The following is a 19,666-nucleotide window of genomic DNA, read 5'->3' as shown; positions in this document are numbered from 1 at the left end:
TAATTCTTATCAATTGAAACTTCAATGATAACTTTTCTCACTCGGGTAAGAAAAGAGGACGCATTCTCGAGAATGCGACCCTTGATCGACCGTTCTAGGACGCCGGCATTCGAGAAACCGGTTGTGATACCGTCTCTTTGCCTGGCTTCACTTGCAAGTCTTTCAATTTCTTCTTGAGGACTTCTTTTAGAAGTTTCTTTTTCTGTTGCAAAACTTTATTACGTTCTTTCATGGTCTCTCACCCCCAACGCCAAAAGGACCGGACCGACCGTTACTGAATCTGAAAATCTTGAACTTGCACTAATCTACATTTAAATTATAGCACATTCTTATGAAAATAGTTGAACAATCTCCAAGTTTTTCATCATTTCACACGTTCCAAATTTGCTTTTCCTATCTCATTCCCGTATAGTTAATAGAAATAACCTTTGAAATCACCAAGGAGGAGAGCGATGATGAGAATTACGTTAGAGACGATTATGCAACACCCGGTCACCCAGAAATACTTGACCCGTTCTGGCTTGAAACACGCCGTCGATGTGTGTGAACGCGCTCTCGAATTGGCGACGCGACGAGGCCTCGATACGGATTTAGCGACGAAAGCCGCCCTGCTCCATGACATCGGTCATTATGAATGGTACACCGAAGGAAAATGGAATTATGATTTGTATCGTCAAAACGATATCCATGCCATTAAAGGCGCCGAACGTGCCCATAAGCTGTTGATTCGTCTCGGCGAAGACCCGGCCCGCGCGAAAGAGATCTCGGTCATGATATTGCTTCACACCGACTCCTACTTGCCGCCCAACCGGATTCAACGGACGCCGCTCCAACAGCTCGTTCACGATGCGGACACGTACGTCGAACAGCCTGGTGGATTGCACCACTATGAGACGATGGATATCGAAGACGCCCTGGCCCGCGTCCGCTTGATTGACGCGGTTGTCGACCGGCTCTCGAATTTGCCACGCATTTCAAACGCCTGACACCGTCATCATGGACGGTGTTTTTTTGTACGAAAAAAGTCCCGAATCCATCTGGATTCGGGACTTTCCTATTATACGAGTTGTACTTTGTAAGCTTCGTACTCTTCGTCTGTCATTGAGACGAAGTGGCCTGGCTCGACTTCGCGGAGTGGCGGGATACTTGAATCCTCATCCGAACGTCCGACGGCACCGAGTGACTTCGACTCATACACAATGCGTTTACGTGTCCGCTCATGCTCAGGATCCGGAAGTGGGATTGCTGAGAGAAGTGACTTCGTATAAGCGTGGAGTGGGTTCTCATACAGGCGCGCTGCAGGAGCGAGCTCGACGAGGTGACCTTGATACATAACACCGATCCGGTCCGAGATATACTTGACCATCGACAAGTCGTGGGCGATGAACAAGTACGTGAGGTCACGGTCGCGTTGCAATTCTTTCATCAAGTTGACGACCTGGGCTTGAATCGATACGTCGAGAGCCGAAATCGGCTCATCAGCGATGATGAAGTCCGGTTCGACTGCGAGAGCGCGGGCAATCCCGATCCGCTGACGCTGACCGCCCGAGAATTCGTGCGGGTAACGGCTCGCGTGCTCTTTCGTAAGACCGACTGTCTCGAGAAGGTCATAGACGCGGTTCATCCGGTCTTCTTTCGTCTTGGCAAGACCGTGGATATCGATGCCTTCGGCGATGATATCAGCGACGGTCATACGCGGGTTGAGGGATGCGTATGGATCTTGGAAAATCATTTGCATCGCTCGGTTGAACTTCAATTTTTCAGCGGTGCTCTTCTTGCCGTGAACGTTCTCACCTTTGAAGATGACATCCCCGTCAGTCGCATCGTAAAGTCCGATGATGGTACGACCTGTCGTCGATTTCCCACATCCAGACTCCCCTACGAGTCCGAGCACTTCACCTTTATAAATATCGAACGAGATGCCGTCGACCGCTTTGACGACGCGGCCTCGGCCGATTTTAAAGTGCTGCTTCAGGTCTTTTACTTCGAGTAATTTCTCGCGTTCCATTATTCAGCACCACCTTTCAAAATCGATTTCGCGAACGCGCTGTCCGGACGATACTTGAGCGCAAGGTCACGGATTGCTTTCGGCGGGCTCACTTGTGGGGCTTGTGGGTGCAATAGCCAGCTCGCCGCATAGTGTGTGTCGCTAATTTGGAACATCGGTGGTTCTTTTTCAAAGTCGATTTTCATCGCATACGGGTTACGTGGTGCGAAGGCATCGCCTTTCGGTGGGTTGAGTAAGTTCGGCGGCGTACCCGGGATGGCCGGAAGCGCCTCGTTCGGGTCATCGGATGGACGCGGCATCGATCCGAGTAGTCCCCATGCATATGGGTGACGCGGCTCATAGAAGATCTCATCGACCGTTCCCTTCTCGACGATTTTACCAGCGTACATAACAGCAACGCGGTCTGCCATGTTCGCAACGACACCGAGGTCGTGCGTGATGAAAATGATCGCTGTGCCCGTCTTTTGCTGGATGTCTTTCAATAACTCTAAAATCTGAGCTTGAATTGTTACGTCGAGGGCCGTCGTCGGCTCATCGGCGATCAATACTTTTGGGTTACATGCGAGCGCGATCGCAATAACGATCCGCTGACGCATCCCACCTGAAAGTTGGTGCGGGTATTGCTTGAGGCGTGCCTCAGGGTTTGGAATCCCAACGAGTGTGAGCAATTCAAGCGTACGCTTCTTCGCATCCTCACCCGTGAGTCCTTGGTGTTGCTTCAATCCTTCGGCGATCTGTTTGTAGATCGTCATCGTCGGGTTGAGCGATGTCATCGGATCTTGGAAGATCATTGCGATATCGCGCCCACGAATTTTAAGCATTTCTTTTTCCGACAACTTCGCCAAATCTTTGCCCTCGAACAAGATTTCTCCGTTCGTGATTTCACCTGGCGGGTTCGGAATGAGACGCATAATCGCTTTCGATGTGACGGATTTACCAGAACCCGATTCACCAACGATGGCGAGCGTCTCGCCTTTTTTCAAATCAAACGATACGTTGCGAACGGCTTGTACCGTTCCAGCATACGTATGGAACGAGACCGCTAAGTCTCGGACAGATAAAATCGTTTCCATGCACGAGTCCCCCTGTTTCTATAATTATTTACGCATTTTCGGGTCGAACGCATCACGCAAGCCATCGGCGAGCAAGTTGAAGCTGACCATGAGCAAGACGATGATGATTGACGGGATCACGAGCAAGTACGGGAACGTCCGTAGCTCTTTGTATCCGTCGTTAATCAACGTACCAAGTGATGCTTGTGGCGGTTGAAGTCCGATCCCGATGAAACTAAGGAATGCCTCGAAGAAGATGGCAGATGGAATCGTGAACATAAGTGTGATGATGATGGCGCCGAGCGTGTTCGGAATCAAGTGTTTGAAAATCAAACGAGTACTTGAAGCGCCGAGTGTACGGGCAGCCAAGACGAACTCTTGGTTCTTCAATTTCAAAATCTGACCGCGGACGAGTCGACTCATCCCGATCCAGCCGGTGATGGCCATCGCTAAGATGATGGTGAAGACACCTGGGTCAAAGATCAAGATGAACAAGATAATCAAAATCAAGTTTGGTACACCAGTCAAAATCTCAACAATCCGTTGCATGATGTTATCCGTACGGCCTCCGAAGTAAGCCGAGATACCACCATAGGCGACACCGATAACCGTATCGACGATTGCGGCCATTAAACCGATGAAGAGTGAGATACGTGTACCTTCCCAAACACGTGACCAAAGATCACGGCCGAGGTAGTCCGTACCGAACCAGTAGTTCTCTTCGACGTTCTTTTGTTCATAGAAGTCGATTTCACGGCCACCGAGGTTAGCCATCCCGTCTAACCCTGCCCACTCAAGTCCTGTGACTTTAGGTGGAAGTTTCGCTTGCGAGATGTTTTGCGTATAAGCGTCACGACCAGACAACATCGGGCCGAATAGAGCGAGTAAGACAAGAATGACGATAATCGATAACGACAAGATGGCCGCTTTGTTTTTCTTTAGGCGCATCCAAGCATCTTGCCAGAAGTTTAGACTTTTACCAGCGATTCGTTCAGCGAGCTGTTCGTTCATCTCGACACGTTGGAACATGTCTTGGTCGAACTGCTCGAAATTCTTTTTGTTTTCAATCATCAGTTATTCCCCCCAAGACGAATACGTGGGTCAACGACTCCGTAGAGCAAATCGACAAGTAGAATGATAATAATGAACAGGCCAGAGAAGAAGAGCGTCGTGCCCATGATGACCGAGTAATCATTCAACGTAATAGATGTGACGAACAATTCACCTAAACCAGGTACCGCAAAGATTTTTTCGATGACGAACGTACCCGTCAATAGACCGGCCGTCATTGGTCCGAGGATTGTGATTGCTGGAATCATCGCGTTACGCACCATGTGTTTCCAGACGATCGCATTCCCGGTCAACCCTTTCGCTTTCGCGAGCGTCACGTAATCTTGTCCGGTAACTTCTAACATCTCGGTCCGGACGAAACGAGCGATGGACGCCGTGACCCCGAGTGAGAGCGAGATGGTCGGTAAAATCGTATGCGCCGGGGAATCCCAAAACGCAACAGGGAGCAACTGCAACTTAACTCCAACGTAGTACTGGAGAAGTGCTGCAAAGACGAATGATGGGACAGAAATCCCGATTACCGAGATGAACATCGAACCATAGTCGATGAACGTATTATGACGAATGGCTGCCACGATCCCGAGCAACAATCCAACAAACGTCCCAAGCACAAGTGCTTGAATACCTAGTTGAGCTGAAGGACCGATTCGTTCCATGATCAAATCCGTCACTGGCCGGTTGGCCGTACGGAACGATACACCGAGGTCCCCTTGCACAAGGTTTCCTAAGTAGGTCGCATAACGAACTGGAAGCGGATCATTGAGTCCGTAGCGGTCGTTCAAGAGTTGAATTTGTGTCTCTGTCAATTTCTCCTGGTTTTGATACGGCGAACCTGGAAGCAGGTCCATCAGGAAAAACGTGAACGTCGCAATCAAGAAGAACGTGATGAGGCCGTAAGTCAGCCGCTGAAGAATATAACGTCCCATAAATAAATACCCCCTGTTTTTCTAATGTGTCTATGCTTGCACCAACAGCGTCACTATGACATATTTCCCTTTTCATGAATTCACAAAATGAAAGGAATTTTCTGAAAGAATAGGTCAAACGTCATCTCAAGGCTCTTAGCACAGCACATGAAAATCGAAGAATCCTTAGTTTGTAAAGTATTCTGAATTTTCACTGTTACTACATTATACTTTACCAACAAAACTTTTGAATAGTTTTTTCTCTAATTTCTGATTTTTTTTTAGAAAAGGGGGGACATGCGTGGTGCATGCCCCCTTCTCATTTAGTTGATATCGACGTATTTGTACTGGTAGTCAGCACCGAATAGTTGACGGTTGAAGTTTTCGACGTTCGGACGGAGCAAGTAAGCGACACCCGCTTGGTAAAGCGGCATGATAGCTTGGTCTTGTTCAATCAAGAGCGTTTCTGCTTCTTTAAACTTGTCATAACGCGCATCGATTGCTGTTTCAGCTGATGCTTCATCAATCAACTTATCGTATGCTGCCGACTTGTAGTTGATGTCGTTTTGACCGTTGTCAGATGTGAAAATACCAAGGTTCGTGAGCGGATCTTGATAGTCAGGTCCCCAAAGGGCGAATGACATCTGATACTCTCCGTTCGCTTCGAGTTCGAGCTTGTTGTTGAACGGTTGTTGTGAGATGTTCACGGTCACGTTCGGCAAGTTCGATTCGAGTTGGCCTTTCATGTACTCTGAGATTTGTTTTGCTACTTCGCTATCGAATGAGAGAAGTTCAATCGTGACAGCTTCGCCGCCAGTCGCTTCTTCCCAAAGTGATGCCGCTTCGTCAGCGTTCGTCTCAAAGTGTGTTACGCCTTCTGCATAATCCGTTCCGTCTTCATACTTGATGAATTCTTTCGGGACGAACGAAGTCGTGGCGATTGAACCGTTGTTCAACAACTGATCGATAATCCCGGCTGGGTCGACCGCACGAGCGACTGCTTTACGGGCGTTTACGTCAGCAAAGAGTTCATCTTCATGGTTGAACTTGAAGTAACCGACTGTTGAACGAAGACCTGTACTGTAGTCGTCGTTCTCTTGGAACGCTGCAACTTGTTCAGATGAGAGGCCGGCGTAGTCGACTTCTCCTGCTTCATACAAGTTAACGACTGTCGATGTGTCTTTGACGACGCGAACGTCGACTTTCTCTAGAGCTACATTCTCAGCATCCCAGTACGATTCGTTTTTCGTCAACACGTATCCTTGCTCGCGATCCCACTCCGACCATGTGAATGGACCGTTATAGATGTGGTTTTCTGGAGTCGTCGAGAAGTCTTCGCCTTTTTCAGTCGCAAAAACTTCGTTAATCGGTGTGAACGTACCGAACGATGTGAGCGAGATGAATGATGGGTCTGGACGCTCGAGTGTAACTTCAAGTGTCTTCTCATCGATTGCCTTCACACCGAGATCTTCTTTAGGAAGTTTACCCGTGTTGATGGCTTCGGCATTTTTAACTGTGTTCATGATGTACGCGTATTGTGAACCTGTTTCAGGATCCACGGCGCGTTGCCAAGCGTAGACGAAGTCGTTCGCTGTGACAGGTTCTCCGTTTGACCATTCCGCGTCACGAAGTGTGAACGTGTAGACCGTTTCGTCTTCACTCACTTCTGGTTCTCCTTCAGCGATGGCTGGAACGGCATTTCCTTCCTGGTCAAGACGATAGAGACCTTCCATCGTGTTGGCGATCAAGTTGAACGCCACAGCGTCCGTCGCGAGCGCCGGGTCAGCTGTTGTAATGTCAGACGTGTCCGTCAAGCGGAGAATCTTTTCTCCGTTCGAAGACGAACCGCCGTCAGAGTCTCCGCCAGTCGAGCAAGCGGCGAGCACTGAACCGAGTGCCAAGATGAGTGTCATCATGAGCAGAATCGATTTTTTCTTCATTGCGATGTCCCCTTTCTGAATCGTGAAGCATGGCGTTTCGTCGGACCGTAACATCTTACTTTTTCTTTAATTTTCTGAATATTTCATTTTGTATCCGACGAAAGAACGTTAGGGCTATTGTAAAAAATTTTTAATCAAACTGTCAACTCCCCAATAAACCGTTGTCATTTTTAACACGAACTTCTCGCCATATATGTGGCACAACAGGTATCATAGAGCCATAGGGCGGATGACTCGATGGAGCGCATCCACGCTGAAAGGAGTTTGTCACATTGAAAAATTTTAGAAGTATATTAATCGTTTGGGGAATTGTCACAATTGCCTACACCGTTTGGTCGAACTTGTCATACTACCAAGACGAGACGATCGGGTTCCATTTGAGTGGCGGCTTGTTCGTGGCCGGTATACTCGTCTTCGCGGTCGGGATGTTCTCTCATATGGGTGCCACCGGATTATTTGACGGGTTCATGTACGGGTTCAAACGCAATCGTCGGGCCAAGTTGAAAGAAATCGACCCTGACTACGAAGAAGACGAAGAAGCCTCACCAGAAGATCGAGCCAATCAAAAACGTTCGGCGTGGCGTTGGGTCTATGTCGGTGTCACGAGCGTCGTTCTTTCTTACGTGATCACCCTCGTTTGACCTTCCGATTTCACTGTCGATATGCTACACTATGCCTAGAACAATAGGAAACACAATGAAGAAGACAAGTACCTCGAATCCCCTTTCCCCCAGAGAGTCTACGTTGCTGCGAGTAGATGGAAAGCGTCGAGCGAATGGACTTCGGAGTGGCTCGCCTGAACGATAGTACGGCGAGACGGTCACGCCCGTTAACGCGATCAAGTGGCATGAGTTTCATGCAAATTTGGGTGGCACCGCGGTTATTCGTCCCGATTTATCGGGCGGGGAACCGCGGTTTTTTTATATTCTCTGGAGGTGCAATCATGGCAAAAATCTTTTCTGGCATTAAACCGACCGGCGTCGTCACGCTCGGCAACTACTTAGGCGCGATGAAACAGTTCGTCGAGCTGCAGGAAGAACACGAAGCGTTTTACTGTGTCGTCGATCTCCATTCAATCACGGTTCAATTGGACCGCGTCGAGTTGATGGACAACACGCGCAAACTTGCGGCACTCTATCTCGCTTGCGGTCTCGACCCTGAGAAATCGACGATTTTCGTCCAATCGGAAGTGAAGGCGCACGCCCAACTCGGATGGATGTTGACATGCATCGCCGGCATGGGTGAACTGAGCCGCATGACGCAGTATAAAGACAAATCACAGAACAGTGAGAATATCGGCGCTGGCCTATTCGTCTATCCGACCTTGATGGCAGCCGATATCCTCTTGTACGGCACGGAACTCGTCCCGGTCGGCGATGACCAAAAACAACACGTCGAACTGACGCGTGATTTGGCCGAACGCTTCAACAAACGATACTATGAGACGTTCACGATTCCTGAGCCGCTCATTCAAAAAGAAGGCGCGCGCATCATGAGTTTGACGAACCCAGTCAAAAAGATGTCGAAATCAGACGCGAACGCGAAGGGCTTCATCTCGATGCTCGATGAGCCGAACGTCATCCGTAAGAAAATCAAGAGCGCGGTCACGGACTCGAGCGGTGTCATCAGCTTCGACCGTGAGAACAAACCGGGCATCTCGAACTTGCTTGAGATTTACTCGCTCTCGACCGATACCCCAATCGATGATCTCGTCGAGCGCTACAAGGATTCGAATTATGGAACGTTCAAGCAAGACGTCGCCGAAGCGGTCGTCGCCATGCTTGAGCCAATCCAGAATCGCTATCACGAACTCGTCGACTCAGCTGAGCTCGATGCCATCCTCGATGCGGGCCGTGAGAAAGCGGAAGCCGTCGCCAACAAGAACCTCGCCAAAATCGAGAAAGCGATGGGACTCAACCGGAAACGGGCCAAAGTGAAGAAATAACGTTTAGCCGCCCTTTGCATGCAAGGGGCGGCTTTTTTTGTACGGTATATTAACTTCATCTGAAGGCACAAAAAAAGAGACAGGCGTCCCTGTCTCTTTTCGTATGCATGTTGTTTCTTATTGCTCTTTGCCTTCGATGAATGCCCACTTGTACGAGTAGTCAGCGCCGAACGCGTGTTCAACGATTCCTTTAACGTATGGCTTCGTGAGGCGAGCCGATCCACGTTGGTAAACTGGCGAGATTGCGTTCTCTTCAAGAACGATTTTCTCTGCAGCTTGAAGGTCAGCCCAACGCTGTTCAGCATCTGTGCTTGATTTCGCAGATTCGATGAGTTTGTCAAATTCTTCGTTCGACCACTTACCACGGTTGTATGGTCCGTCAGTGACGAAGAGGTCAACGAATGTCATTGGATCCTGGTAGTCAGGGCCCCATCCAGCGAATGTCAACTCGAAATCACCTTTGTTCTCAAGGTCAAGTTTGTTGTTGAACGGTTGTTGCTTGATTGTAAGTGTGATACCTGGAAGGTTTTTCTCAAGTTCACCTTTGATGAACTCACCGATTTGCTTCGCAGATTCTGAGTCGTAGTTGAGGAGCTCGATTTCGACAGAGTCTTGACCGATTTCTTCAAGTCCTTTTTCCCAAAGATCTTTCGCTTTGTCCACGTCGTAGCCGCCGATGTCGCCGTTAGCTTCACGGAAGTCCGCGCCGTCTGGTCCAGTTACGAAGTCTTTTGGTACGAGATAGTTGGCAGGAATTGAACCGTTCGCAAGGAGCGTTTCAGAGATCGCTGCTTTATCGTATGCCGCGTCAATCGCGTTACGGATGTTTTGGTTGTCGAGTGCTTCAACCGCAGTGTTGAACTGGAGGTAGAAGAGTGTTGGCTCAACGACAGTAGAGAAGTCTTCGTTGTCTTGGTATTGAGCAACGAGTTCAGAAGTCAAACCAGTGCGGTCAACGTCGCCGTTTTCGTACAAGTTAACGCCTGTTGAAACTTCTTTAACGACTTTAACGTTGATTTCGTCAAGTTTGACGGCTTCAGCATCCCAGTAGTCGTCGTTTTTGACCATTTTCCAGCCTTGCTCGCGCTCCCAGCTTTCGAGTTTGAACGGTCCGTTGTAGAGAGTTGTCTCTGCAGATGTACCGAAGTTCTCGCCTTGCTCTTTGTCGAACGACTCAAGTTTAGGCATGAATACGCCGAAGCTTGTGAGACCGAGGAAGTACTCAGCTGGTGCAGTCAATTTAACTTCAAGTGTCTGCTCATCAGTAGCTGTGACGCCAACAGCGTCGCGCTCGCCTTCGCCTGTGTTATAGGCTTCAGCACCTTCGATGATTGACATAACGTAAGCATATTGTGAAGCGTTGTCCGGGTTAAGGACTTCTTTCCAAGCGTATTCGAAGTCGTTTGCAGTTACAGGCTCGCCGTTAGACCAAGTTGCGCCTTCACGGATTTTGAACGTGTACGTTTTACCGTCTTCAGAAACTTCGTGTGACTCCGCGATCCCTGGTGTTGGGTTATCTTCGTCGTCCATACGATAGAGACCTTCGTTAACGTTGTTCAAGACGTTGAATGAAACTGCGTCTGTTGCAAGCGTTGGGTTAAGTGAAGGGATGTCTGAGCTATCGAGCAAGTTGAGGACTTGCGCTTCATCAGCATTTTCTGATGCGTTATTGTCAGTTGTTGCTCCCTCTTCTTCCCCTGTCGAACATGCCGCTAGGAATGCGCTAGATAGAAGTGTTACCGACGTTGCTAAAGCAAAACCTTTTTTCTTATTCATTGCGATGACCCCCTGATTTTTTTCGTTTTAACGAAATGAACGATGGTAGAAAATTCTGATAGTTCACTTTACAAAATTTGTTACCACAATCCCGTTGAAGCAATAATACAATATTCTGATAATTTTGCAAAGTGTTTATTTTGATTTTTCTAAAAAATTTTTACTATAGGCTAAAAGCCCGCCTAGGGAGACGGGCTTTTAGCTCATTTTTCATAAACTTTAGAAAATGTTAGGACGTACGAAGGACCGATGACCGGAAAACCGATTTCCGCATATTTGGAATCAACCGTGTAAGATCTTCCAGCTTGGTAGATTGGAATAACGACAGCTTGTTCCAACAATCGTTTCTCGGCTTGTCGATACGTCTCGTTCCTGTCTGTAACCGCCTCGGTCGTACGTGCCTGTTCCATCAACCGATCGAACGGTTTATCGGCAAATCCGCTCGAATTCAAATAGTTATCTGACTCGAATTGAGTCAAATAGGCGCTGAATGCCGGGTAGTCCGGTTGCCAACCGGAAAGGGACAACGCGTACTCGCCTGCGACTTCTTTCCTAACTTTGTCCCCAAGTGGGAGTTCGACGACATTCACTTGAAGACCCGGAAGTTTTTCCAGTTCCGTTTCAATCGTCTGGGCGATTTGACGCGCTTCCTCATCGACAAAACTGAGCAACTCGATTTCAATCTCGTCTTCCTCGAGCCGCTCGAGCACTTCCTCGAACAGTGCGGTTGCTTCCCCATCGAGCGAAATGTCGAGTTCCGCTTCGTCGGTGACGAGCAATCGTTCGGTCGTCACTTCAGCCTGTGCGAGCGAATCTTCCACTGTTTCCCGATTCAAGGCGAGGGCGAGTGAGCGTCGGAAATCGGCATCATCGAACGGATACTCGTCAACATTCGGTTTCAAATAGAAGACGCCACTTCGTGAGACGTCGACGAGCTTCCCTTCGAGCGAGTCGATTGTCGCCTCGTCTGTGCCGTATGGAATCGGATGGATACCATTAGGTTCTGAATCCAGGCCTTCATCCGCCAACATCATAATCTTTTCAAGCGTGACACGATCGGCGTCATAATACGCCTCGTTTTTCGTCAATGTGACTTGAGCCGCATCTAACGACTCAATCTGAAATGGGCCGTTCGCATCAAGCTCTTGCCATTCACCGACCATCGTCTGCGGCAAAAAGGCCGGCATCGCTAAAATCTGCTCGAACCCTTCCATCGGTCGTTCGAGCGTCAGTTCAAGTGTTTGCTCGTCGATTGCCTTCACGCCGAGCGTCTCTGGTTCTTTCGTCCCGAGGCTGATCGCTTTTCCGTTCAATACGTCCTCAAGGAGGAAACTGAACGGAGAATTCGTATCATCATCGGCGAGCATCCGGAAATGATTGACGAACGTATCGGCCGTGACCGCATTCCCGTTCACAGTTTGACTTTCTTTCAATTTGAACGTGTATGTCGCCCCGTCTTCTGATCGAGTCATCGTCTTGACGAGTCCAGGTTCGATCTCCCCGTCCGCACCGAAGCGATACAACCCTTCATAAATATGCGATAACACGGTTTGTGAACTCGGATCGATGGCGAGCAGCGTATTCGGTTGCTCCGGTAACGGTTCCCCATGAATCGTCACGATTTGTTCTTCAGGTGGTACTAATTCTCGTGCCTGCTCTCGTTGTCCATACCATATAACGAAAAAAAGGATAAGGACTGAACCCAACAAGGCGGCACCGATGAAAAATCGTTTCATCTGGCATTCTCCTCTCTGTTAGCTCAACCCTTATACCCTACCCGTTTTTGCCACTTTTTTCTACTATTAGTCGTTTACTTTCGCGAACGCGAGCGTCGCGTTATGGCCTCCGAAGCCAAGTGAGTTGCTGAGTGCGTACTGGATATCAAGTTCCCGATTTCCGTCACGGACATAATCTAAATCGCAATCGTCTGCCGGTGTCTCACAGTTGATGGTCGGATGAATCCGTCCCTCATGAATCGATAGCGCCGTGATGACGGCCTCGACTCCGCCGGCAGCACCGAGCAAGTGCCCGATCATCGATTTCGATGAGTTGACTGCCAAGTTGTGCGCGTGCTCCCCAAAGACGTTGTGGATGGCTTTCGTCTCCAACATATCGTTGAGCGGTGTGCTCGTCCCGTGAGCGTTGATATATTGAACGTCTTCTGGACGAATCCCCGCGTCCCGAAGTGCCTCGTTCATCGCTTTCGAGCCGCCTTCCGCTTCCGGTGACGGTGCCGTGATGTGGTAGGCGTCCGAGCTCATACCGTACCCGACGACTTCCGCATACATTTTGGCTCCACGCGCTTTCGCATGCTCATATTCCTCGAGAACGAGCACGCCCGCGCCTTCACCCATGATGAAACCGTCACGGTTCGCATCGAACGGACGGCACGCCGTGTTCGGGTCCGGATTCGTCGACAACGCCTTGTTGGCACAGAATCCTGAGAACGAGAGCGGTGTGATCGGTGCCTCGGCTCCGCCCGCGAACATGGCGAGCGCATCGCCACGTTGAATGACTTTGAACGCTTCCCCGATTGAGTTCGTCCCAGAGGCACAAGCCGTGACCGAACAGTTACTTGGCCCTTTCGCCCCGAGATAAATCGAGACTTGACCGCTCGCCATGTTCGGAATCATCATCGGGATGAAGAACGGGCTGATGCGACGTGGCCCACGCTCATGCAAGATGCTCGCTTGTTTGTCGATTGTCTCGACACCACCGATGCCACTTCCAATCCAAATCCCGACGTCGTCCGCGATTGCTTTCACATCTAGACCGCTATCCCGATGTGCGGCGTCAGCGGCTAAAATCGAGTATTGGATGAACGAATCCATCTTACGCGCTTCTTTCGGTTCGACCAAGTGATCGATGTTCCATTCCTTGACTTCTGCCCCGACTTTCGCCGGATACTGGCTAATATCAATCTTCGTTAACGTATCGACTGCATTTTCCCCGTTCAACAGTCGCTCCCACATTGCCGTAACGTCGTTCCCGAGTGGGGAAACGACTCCTAATCCTGTGATGACTACTCGTTTCATGCGTTAATCTCCTCCGTGATGTTAGCGTTATTCCATGTTAGACAACTCGCTCCCCATGTGAGCCCGGCGCCGAATCCGGCGACGACGACCGTCTGACCGTTTGAAATCTTACCGTGCTTGACCGCTTCGGCCAAAGCGAGCGGAATCGAAGCGGCTGACGTGTTCGCATGGTCTTGAATCGTGACGACGACTTTTTCTTCTTGAAGCCCTAGCCGTTCAATCGCCGCGTCGATAATGCGACGGTTGGCTTGGTGCGGCACGAGAACGTCCAGGTCATCAATCGATTTCCCGGCACCTTGTAGCGCCTCTAGCACGATATCTGGCATTTTACGAACGGCGAATTTGAATACTTCACGTCCGTTCATGACGATTTTACCTTCTTCATTCTCATATAAGAACTTTCCGCCTGTCCCATCACTGCCGAGCACGATCGAATCGATGGCGGCCACTTGGTCTTCACCGAGGACGACGGCACCTGCCCCGTCACCGAACAAGACGGCGGTCGAGCGATCGTCCCAGTCGATGAGGTTGCCCATCTTCTCGGCCCCGATGACGAGCGTCCGTTTCAAGCCTTTCGCCAACATCATGCTCTTCGCCGTATCCATCGCGAAGATGAAGCCGCTACAGGCGGCACTGACGTCGAAAGCGACCGCTTGCTTGGCTCCAAGGTTGGCCTGGACGAGACAAGCCGTCGCCGGGAACGATGGCGCCGTCGCCGTCGCGCAAATAATCGCATCGATGTCTTCAATCGAGACACCTGCGCTTTGGAGCGCCCGCTCTGCAGCGTGTGTGGCCATATCGGCGACACTCAAGTCGGCGTCGGCCAAATGTCGTGCCTCGATCCCGGTGCGGGTCCGAATCCATTCGTCGCTCGTATCCATTCGTTTTTCCAAATCGATGTTCGTGATCCGGTTATCCGGAAGGAACGAACCGATCCCAATGATTCCAATGTTCATATTGATGACCCCTATTCTTAGTATCTGGTACTAATATAAGGGAATAAAAAAGGGATGTCAACGCATCCCTCTCGATTATTCACTTTGACCGAGTCGTTTCGTGACGGCCATGACCATTTTCGCCGAGTTGATCGATGCCGTCTCCAAAAATTCGTCGAACGACAAGTTCGCTTCCTCATCAGCGCTGTCCGAGATCGAACGGGTCACGACGAACGGAATCCCGAACTGATAGCACGTCTGTGCGATCGGTGCGGCTTCCATCTCGACGGCCGCGACGCCTTCGAAATGGCCAAGGATGTCGGCGACACGCTTCGAGTCGTTGATGAACGAGTCACCTGTCACGATTAGGCCCGTATGGACGTTCACATCATGGAGGCTCTCAATCACTTCTTTACAGACATCCATCAAATGAGCGTCAGCCGTGTATGCTGCCGGCATGCCTGGCACTTGTCCGTACTCGTAGCCGAACGCAGTCACGTCAACGTCATGGTGCCGGACTTCGGTCGAGACGACGACATCGCCGACCTTCATCCCTTTTTTAAAGCCGCCAGCTGAACCCGTATTAATGACGACATCCGGTTTGAACTTGTCGATTAATAGTGTCGTGCCGATGGCCGCGTTCACTTTCCCGATTCCCGACTTCAAAATGACGACTTCGACGTTGCCGAGGTAGCCTTCATAGAAGTGATAGTTGGCGATTTCAGTGTCCGTTCGTTCTGTCAATTCGTTGCGGAGCAAGTTCACTTCTTCTTCCATCGCTCCAATGATTCCGATTTTCATTATAATTGCCTCCTCAGAAAGAGAGCGACATCCATGCGGAAGTCGCTCGTTTGTGTTATTTGATTTCTTTAATTTCGACGACCATGTCGCCGCCTGGCGTTTGGACGTTGACAACGTCTCCGACCGTACGGCCGAGGAGCGCTTTCGCAATCGGTGATTCGTTCGAGATTTTCCCTGTGAACGGGTCAGCCTCGGCGCCACCGACAATCGTATACGTCTCGTTCTCGTTATCTTCTTGAATGAAGAACGTCACGGTCTTCCCGATCGCGACCATCGAGTTGTCAGCTACATCATCTTTGATGATGACTGCATTACGAAGCATCTCTTCAAGTTGAGCGATTCGTCCTTCGACCATTGCCTGCTCTTCTTTCGCTGCATCATATTCAGCGTTCTCAGACAAGTCTCCGAAATCGCGGGCAATCTTAATATTCTCAACGACTTCTTTACGGCGCACCGTCTTCAGTTCGTTCAATTCATTTTCGATTTTCGCTTTTCCGTCTAACGTCATGTAATGTTGTTTTTCAGCCATTTCTGTCACTCCTTCATTGTCTCCTAGTATATTACAGCTAGGTTAAATTGAAAACGATTTATTTCCCTTACGCGCGGTTACGTTCTGTGAGTACCCAGCGAATCTTCGTCACGAGCAAATCGATGGCGACAAAGTTCTCTCCGCCTTCAGGCACGATGATATCCGCATAGCGTTTCGTCGGCTCACAAAATTGAAGATGCATCGGCCGGACGACGTTCGTGTACTGGGCGACGACCGAGTCGATTGACCGGCCCCGCTCGTTCAAATCACGTTGCATCCGGCGCAAGATGCGGACGTCCGCATCCGTGTCGACGAATACTTTAATATCCATCAAGTCGCGGAGACGATCGTCCTCGAGCGCCAAAATACCTTCCACGATGACGACATCGACCGGTTCGATCAAAATCGTCTGATCCGAACGCGTGTGTGCCGCATAGTCATAGACGGGCTTCTCGATGGCCTTATGTTCTTGCAGTTGTTTAATCTGTTCGATCAATAGATCGTTATCGAACGCGAATGGATGATCATAGTTCGTCTTGTACCGTTCTTCCATCGTCATCTCTGACTGGTCTTTATAATACGCGTCTTGCTCGATCATGACGACCGATTGTCCTTCGAACGCATCTACGAGTGCGCGGGCCACGGTCGTCTTGCCTGATCCGGTCCCCCCGGCCACGCCGATAATGACGGGTTTATGTTGCATCAAAGTTAAGTCCTCCTCATCGTAATTTACGACTGATTGCTAGGCCATCACCAAGGGGCAAAATTGCAGTATGATAATCGGTCCGTGCCATCAATTGCTCAGTAAACTCTTTCACGAGACGGACGAGACGGCGACGACGACGGTCAAGTACCGACACGTCTTCGAGCAGGACGTCCCCTCGTAAAAATAAATTATCGCTGTAAATCGTACCACCAATTGGTACTAAAGCGCCATACCCATCAAAGAATTTTTGATACTGACCTTTGGCCGCATCGATAAAGATCGCATCGAATTCTCCTTCGATCGTCCCGATTAACTCGACCGCATCCCCATGAATGACGGTGATTCGGTCCGATACGTCCGAGCGTCCGATAAAACTGAGCGCCTCTTCGTGCCGTCGTGCATTCCGCTCGATTGTGACGATTTCAGCGTCCGGTAACAGTTCGGCCATGCGAATCGCGCTGTAGCCGATGGCCGTCCCGACCTCGAGGATGCGCTTCGGACGTTGCATCGCGAGGAGTGACAGCAGCACTTCTGAACCGGTCAAGTCCATGATTGGCACGTGATGTTCTTTCGCGAACGCCTCCATCTCCGCCAACAGCGGGGACCGTGGCGTGACCAAGTTCTCCACGTAACCTTCATAGGATGAATGTTCCACGTCGTACACCTCAACCTCTCTATTCATTCAAACGACCGGAAGCCAAGGCTTCCGGTCGCATATCCGTCAATTGTTGTTTGCTTCTTCGAACGCTTCCCACTCCGGACGGTACTTGTTCACGTTTTGTTGGTGCGCCTCATATTCCACTTCGAACAAGACTTCCCCGTTCGGGAACCCTTCGCGCGGTGGTCGAGCGTAGAAATAAACGTTATCCGTATCGTTCGGATTGAGTGTGGCGACGAGTGCGTCACGACTGACCGAAGCAATCGGCCCAATCGGGATGCCCTCGTAGCGGTACGTGTTATAGAGCGAGTCGTTTTCAAGGTCGTTGAACGATGTGAAAATTGACGTCTCCCCTGTGCCGTACCAGACGGTCGGGTCAGACTGCAACTTCATGCCATCGGCCAAACGGTTTTCGAACACGCCGGCAATCTCTTGCCGGTCCTCTGTCGACACGGCCTCTTTCTCAACGACCGAGGCGAGCGCAAGCGTCTCATGGAACGTACGTCCCGACGCTTTAACCGCATCCCCATACTCGAGATAGAGCTGTTCGGTCGGCTTCAACATCTCATCGATGATCTGTGTGAGTGTGACACCTTTGTCGAACTCATACGTGGCCGGGAACAAGTAACCTTCGAGCGGATGGTAAATCCCATCAGCGAGTACTTCTTCGGTCAACATCTCATGCTCATTGACGAGCGAGCGGATATACTCTTCGTCGCTCAGTTGGGCCGAAATCTCTTCTTTCGGGATTTCTGCAACTTTAGCGAGACGTGAGATGACCTGATCGATTGTAAAGCCTTCCGGAATCACCAATTTGATATCCGGGACAACGATGACTTTCCCAGTTTTCAGCGTGGCGATCAACTCGTCAAGCGACTGTGACGGAGACAATGTATACGTCCCCGCTTGGAACGATGATTCATTTTTAAATCGTGTATAAAAACGGAAAATCGTGCTATTCCTCACGAGCCCATTCTCTTCGAGTAGTTCGCCAATGTACCCTGAACCTGCACCGAGTGGAACCTCGACCTCGACCGATTCGGTCGAAGACGGGTCGACGGGTTCGAGCGATCGTTTCACGAACGCATACGACACCGCGGCACCTGTGGCGATAACTAGAAGAAAGACAGCAAGGATGATGACCGTAATTCGCCGAACGATCCGGTTACGTGCACGCTTCTCATCAAACATCGATGGATGGTTCATGCGCATTTCTCCCCTGTTCTTCTGTTATGAAGATGGGCGACGAGGGTTTCCCCTAGTCGCCCGCCCACGTATTAGTCTAATCCAACTTCGTCATTGACGATATCGAACGCTTCCATGACTTCCTCGAAGTCAGCGTCGTCTTCGACGATCTTCAAGACGAACTCTTCATCTTCAAGTTCTTCGATTTCGAACGCGTATACTTCGATTGTATCTTCGTCTTCCGTCTCCGGGTTGCCGACCGGCTCAAGAACGACAAACGTCTTATTCGTGCGGTCACTCGTCATACGGAAAATTTCTGCGAATAAATGCTCGTCTCCATTTTCATCTGGAATTCGGTACATTTCTTCTTCGTTACGGCTAAGTTCTGCCATACGTAATTCCTCCTTATTTGCCTGCGCGATCCAGGTAGTTTTGTAAAATCATGACGGCTGCCATCTTATCGATGACGGCCTTTCTCTTTTTTCGGCTGACGTCTGCTGAAATCAGCATCCGCTCCGCTTGCATCGTCGTCAAACGCTCGTCGACGAGAACCGTCGGCAAACCGGTCGCCTCGGTGAGGGCCGCGGCAAACGCCTGTGACGCCTCGCCCCGAGGTCCGATTGTCGCATTCATGTTTTTCGGAAGACCGACAACGACTTCTTTCACATCGTACTGCTCAATAATCGGTTGAAGCAGGCGGACGGCTTCGTCAAAGTCCGGCTCGGTCCAGTAGACCGTCTCCACACCTTGTGCCGTCCATCCCATGAGGTCGCTCACGGCGACCCCAATCGTCTTCGAACCGACATCGAGCCCCATGACTCGCTTCATATTAATCCTCTCTACGATCGTTCAAATACGATTTGACCAGCTCTTCGAGCAGCTCATCTCGTTCGATTTTGCGAATTAAGTTTCGCGCATCGTTATGACGCGGGATGTAGGCAGGGTCACCTGACAACAAGTATCCGACGATTTGATTGATCGGTTGGTAGCCTTTCTCCTCGAGTGCTTGATACACCGTGATCAGCGTTTCCCGAGTGTTGGCTCGATTATCATCTTCTGGAAAATTGAATTGCATCGTGCGATCCATTTGGCTCACAAGAATCCACCTCTTTCCGTTTGC

At 50.1% G+C, this 19,666-nt stretch carries 21 protein-coding genes and 1 other annotated feature; of the genes, 3 read left to right on the top strand and 18 right to left on the bottom strand.

Going from position 1 to position 19,666, the window contains the following annotated elements; genetic code table 11:
• Positions 1-94 precede the first annotated feature (94 nt).
• Positions 95-232 (bottom strand): hypothetical protein, encoded by a 138-nt coding sequence (locus tag M467_RS31795; RefSeq protein WP_021066950.1) that lies wholly within the window; start codon positions 230-232, stop codon positions 95-97.
• A 220-nt stretch (positions 233-452) separates the two neighbouring features.
• Here M467_RS31795 and M467_RS25165 point away from each other — a divergent pair, with 220 nt between their 5' ends.
• Positions 453-986, top strand: a complete 534-nt coding sequence (locus M467_RS25165) for an HD domain-containing protein (protein WP_021066949.1) — start codon at positions 453-455, stop codon at positions 984-986.
• A 71-nt stretch (positions 987-1,057) separates the two neighbouring features.
• On the opposite strand, the gene M467_RS25160 is transcribed toward M467_RS25165, so the two are convergent.
• The 5 genes from M467_RS25160 to M467_RS25140 form a co-directional block, all read right to left on the bottom strand.
• On the bottom strand, positions 1,058-2,008 hold the full coding sequence (locus M467_RS25160) for an ABC transporter ATP-binding protein (RefSeq protein ID WP_021066948.1): 951 nt from the start codon (positions 2,006-2,008) through the stop codon (positions 1,058-1,060).
• Positions 2,008-3,081, bottom strand: coding sequence for an ABC transporter ATP-binding protein (locus tag M467_RS25155; RefSeq protein ID WP_021066947.1), 1,074 nt, complete (start codon positions 3,079-3,081; stop codon positions 2,008-2,010). The genes M467_RS25160 and M467_RS25155 overlap by 1 nt, the downstream gene beginning before the upstream one ends.
• A gap of 24 nt (positions 3,082-3,105) precedes the next feature.
• Complete coding sequence (gene opp3C, locus M467_RS25150) at positions 3,106-4,131, bottom strand: oligopeptide ABC transporter permease (RefSeq protein ID WP_021066946.1); 1,026 nt, start codon at positions 4,129-4,131, stop codon at positions 3,106-3,108.
• A complete protein-coding gene (gene opp3b, locus M467_RS25145; RefSeq protein WP_021066945.1) occupies positions 4,131-5,057 on the bottom strand; it encodes an oligopeptide ABC transporter permease in 927 nt (308 codons plus the stop codon). The genes opp3C and opp3b overlap by 1 nt, the downstream gene beginning before the upstream one ends.
• A gap of 302 nt (positions 5,058-5,359) precedes the next feature.
• Positions 5,360-6,976, bottom strand: coding sequence for a peptide ABC transporter substrate-binding protein (locus tag M467_RS25140; protein WP_031200143.1), 1,617 nt, complete (start codon positions 6,974-6,976; stop codon positions 5,360-5,362).
• 272 nt (positions 6,977-7,248) lie between these two features.
• Between M467_RS25140 and M467_RS25135 the strand changes: the two genes are divergently transcribed.
• Together M467_RS25135 and trpS are read left to right on the top strand one after the other, a co-directional pair.
• A complete protein-coding gene (locus M467_RS25135) occupies positions 7,249-7,617 on the top strand; it encodes a DUF3899 domain-containing protein (RefSeq protein WP_021066943.1) in 369 nt (122 codons plus the stop codon).
• 46 nt (positions 7,618-7,663) lie between these two features.
• Positions 7,664-7,871, top strand: a binding site (T-box leader).
• A gap of 48 nt (positions 7,872-7,919) precedes the next feature.
• Positions 7,920-8,921 carry a tryptophan--tRNA ligase gene (trpS, locus tag M467_RS25130; RefSeq protein ID WP_021066942.1) on the top strand — a complete coding sequence of 334 codons (1,002 nt, stop codon included), beginning with the start codon at positions 7,920-7,922 and terminating at the stop codon, positions 8,919-8,921.
• Between the two features lie 117 nt (positions 8,922-9,038).
• Here the strand turns inward: trpS and M467_RS25125 are convergent, their stop codons facing one another.
• The 12 genes from M467_RS25125 to M467_RS25070 all read right to left on the bottom strand — a co-directional run bounded on the left by M467_RS25125 (position 9,039) and on the right by M467_RS25070 (position 19,642).
• On the bottom strand, positions 9,039-10,697 hold the full coding sequence (locus M467_RS25125; protein ID WP_021066941.1) for a peptide ABC transporter substrate-binding protein: 1,659 nt from the start codon (positions 10,695-10,697) through the stop codon (positions 9,039-9,041).
• A 203-nt stretch (positions 10,698-10,900) separates the two neighbouring features.
• Positions 10,901-12,433 (bottom strand): peptide ABC transporter substrate-binding protein, encoded by a 1,533-nt coding sequence (locus tag M467_RS25120; protein WP_021066940.1) that lies wholly within the window; start codon positions 12,431-12,433, stop codon positions 10,901-10,903.
• A gap of 66 nt (positions 12,434-12,499) precedes the next feature.
• Entirely contained in the window at positions 12,500-13,732 is a 1,233-nt protein-coding gene (gene fabF / locus M467_RS25115) for a beta-ketoacyl-ACP synthase II (RefSeq protein WP_021066939.1), read from the bottom strand.
• Positions 13,729-14,688, bottom strand: a complete 960-nt coding sequence (locus M467_RS25110; protein ID WP_021066938.1) for a beta-ketoacyl-ACP synthase III — start codon at positions 14,686-14,688, stop codon at positions 13,729-13,731. Before M467_RS25110 ends, fabF begins: the two co-directional genes overlap by 4 nt.
• Before the next feature lie 75 nt (positions 14,689-14,763).
• Complete coding sequence (mtnN, locus tag M467_RS25105; RefSeq protein ID WP_021066937.1) at positions 14,764-15,468, bottom strand: 5'-methylthioadenosine/S-adenosylhomocysteine nucleosidase; 705 nt, start codon at positions 15,466-15,468, stop codon at positions 14,764-14,766.
• Between the two features lie 55 nt (positions 15,469-15,523).
• Positions 15,524-15,997, bottom strand: a complete 474-nt coding sequence (gene greA, locus M467_RS25100) for a transcription elongation factor GreA (protein WP_021066936.1) — start codon at positions 15,995-15,997, stop codon at positions 15,524-15,526.
• Positions 15,998-16,064: 67 nt separating this feature from the next.
• Positions 16,065-16,700, bottom strand: a complete 636-nt coding sequence (gene udk / locus M467_RS25095) for a uridine kinase (protein ID WP_021066935.1) — start codon at positions 16,698-16,700, stop codon at positions 16,065-16,067.
• 16 nt (positions 16,701-16,716) lie between these two features.
• Complete coding sequence (locus M467_RS25090; RefSeq protein ID WP_031200140.1) at positions 16,717-17,358, bottom strand: O-methyltransferase; 642 nt, start codon at positions 17,356-17,358, stop codon at positions 16,717-16,719.
• 66 nt (positions 17,359-17,424) lie between these two features.
• Entirely contained in the window at positions 17,425-18,567 is a 1,143-nt protein-coding gene (gene mltG / locus M467_RS25085; RefSeq protein WP_021066933.1) for an endolytic transglycosylase MltG, read from the bottom strand.
• A gap of 71 nt (positions 18,568-18,638) precedes the next feature.
• The gene (locus M467_RS25080; protein WP_021066932.1) at positions 18,639-18,938 is read right to left on the bottom strand and encodes a DUF1292 domain-containing protein; all 300 of its coding nucleotides are present in this window, start codon (positions 18,936-18,938) and stop codon (positions 18,639-18,641) included.
• Positions 18,939-18,951: 13 nt separating this feature from the next.
• On the bottom strand, positions 18,952-19,374 hold the full coding sequence (gene ruvX / locus M467_RS25075) for a Holliday junction resolvase RuvX (protein WP_029595796.1): 423 nt from the start codon (positions 19,372-19,374) through the stop codon (positions 18,952-18,954).
• Position 19,375: 1 nt separating this feature from the next.
• Entirely contained in the window at positions 19,376-19,642 is a 267-nt protein-coding gene (locus tag M467_RS25070; RefSeq protein ID WP_029595797.1) for an IreB family regulatory phosphoprotein, read from the bottom strand.
• Positions 19,643-19,666: the final 24 nt, after the last annotated feature.

Origin of the sequence: Exiguobacterium chiriqhucha RW-2, from assembly GCF_000416965.1 — a bacterium.
Taxonomy (GTDB): Bacteria; Bacillota; Bacilli; order Exiguobacteriales; family Exiguobacteriaceae; genus Exiguobacterium; species Exiguobacterium chiriqhucha.
Note: the sequence above shows the minus strand (reverse complement) of the source record. Positions and strands in the feature narration are given on the sequence as shown.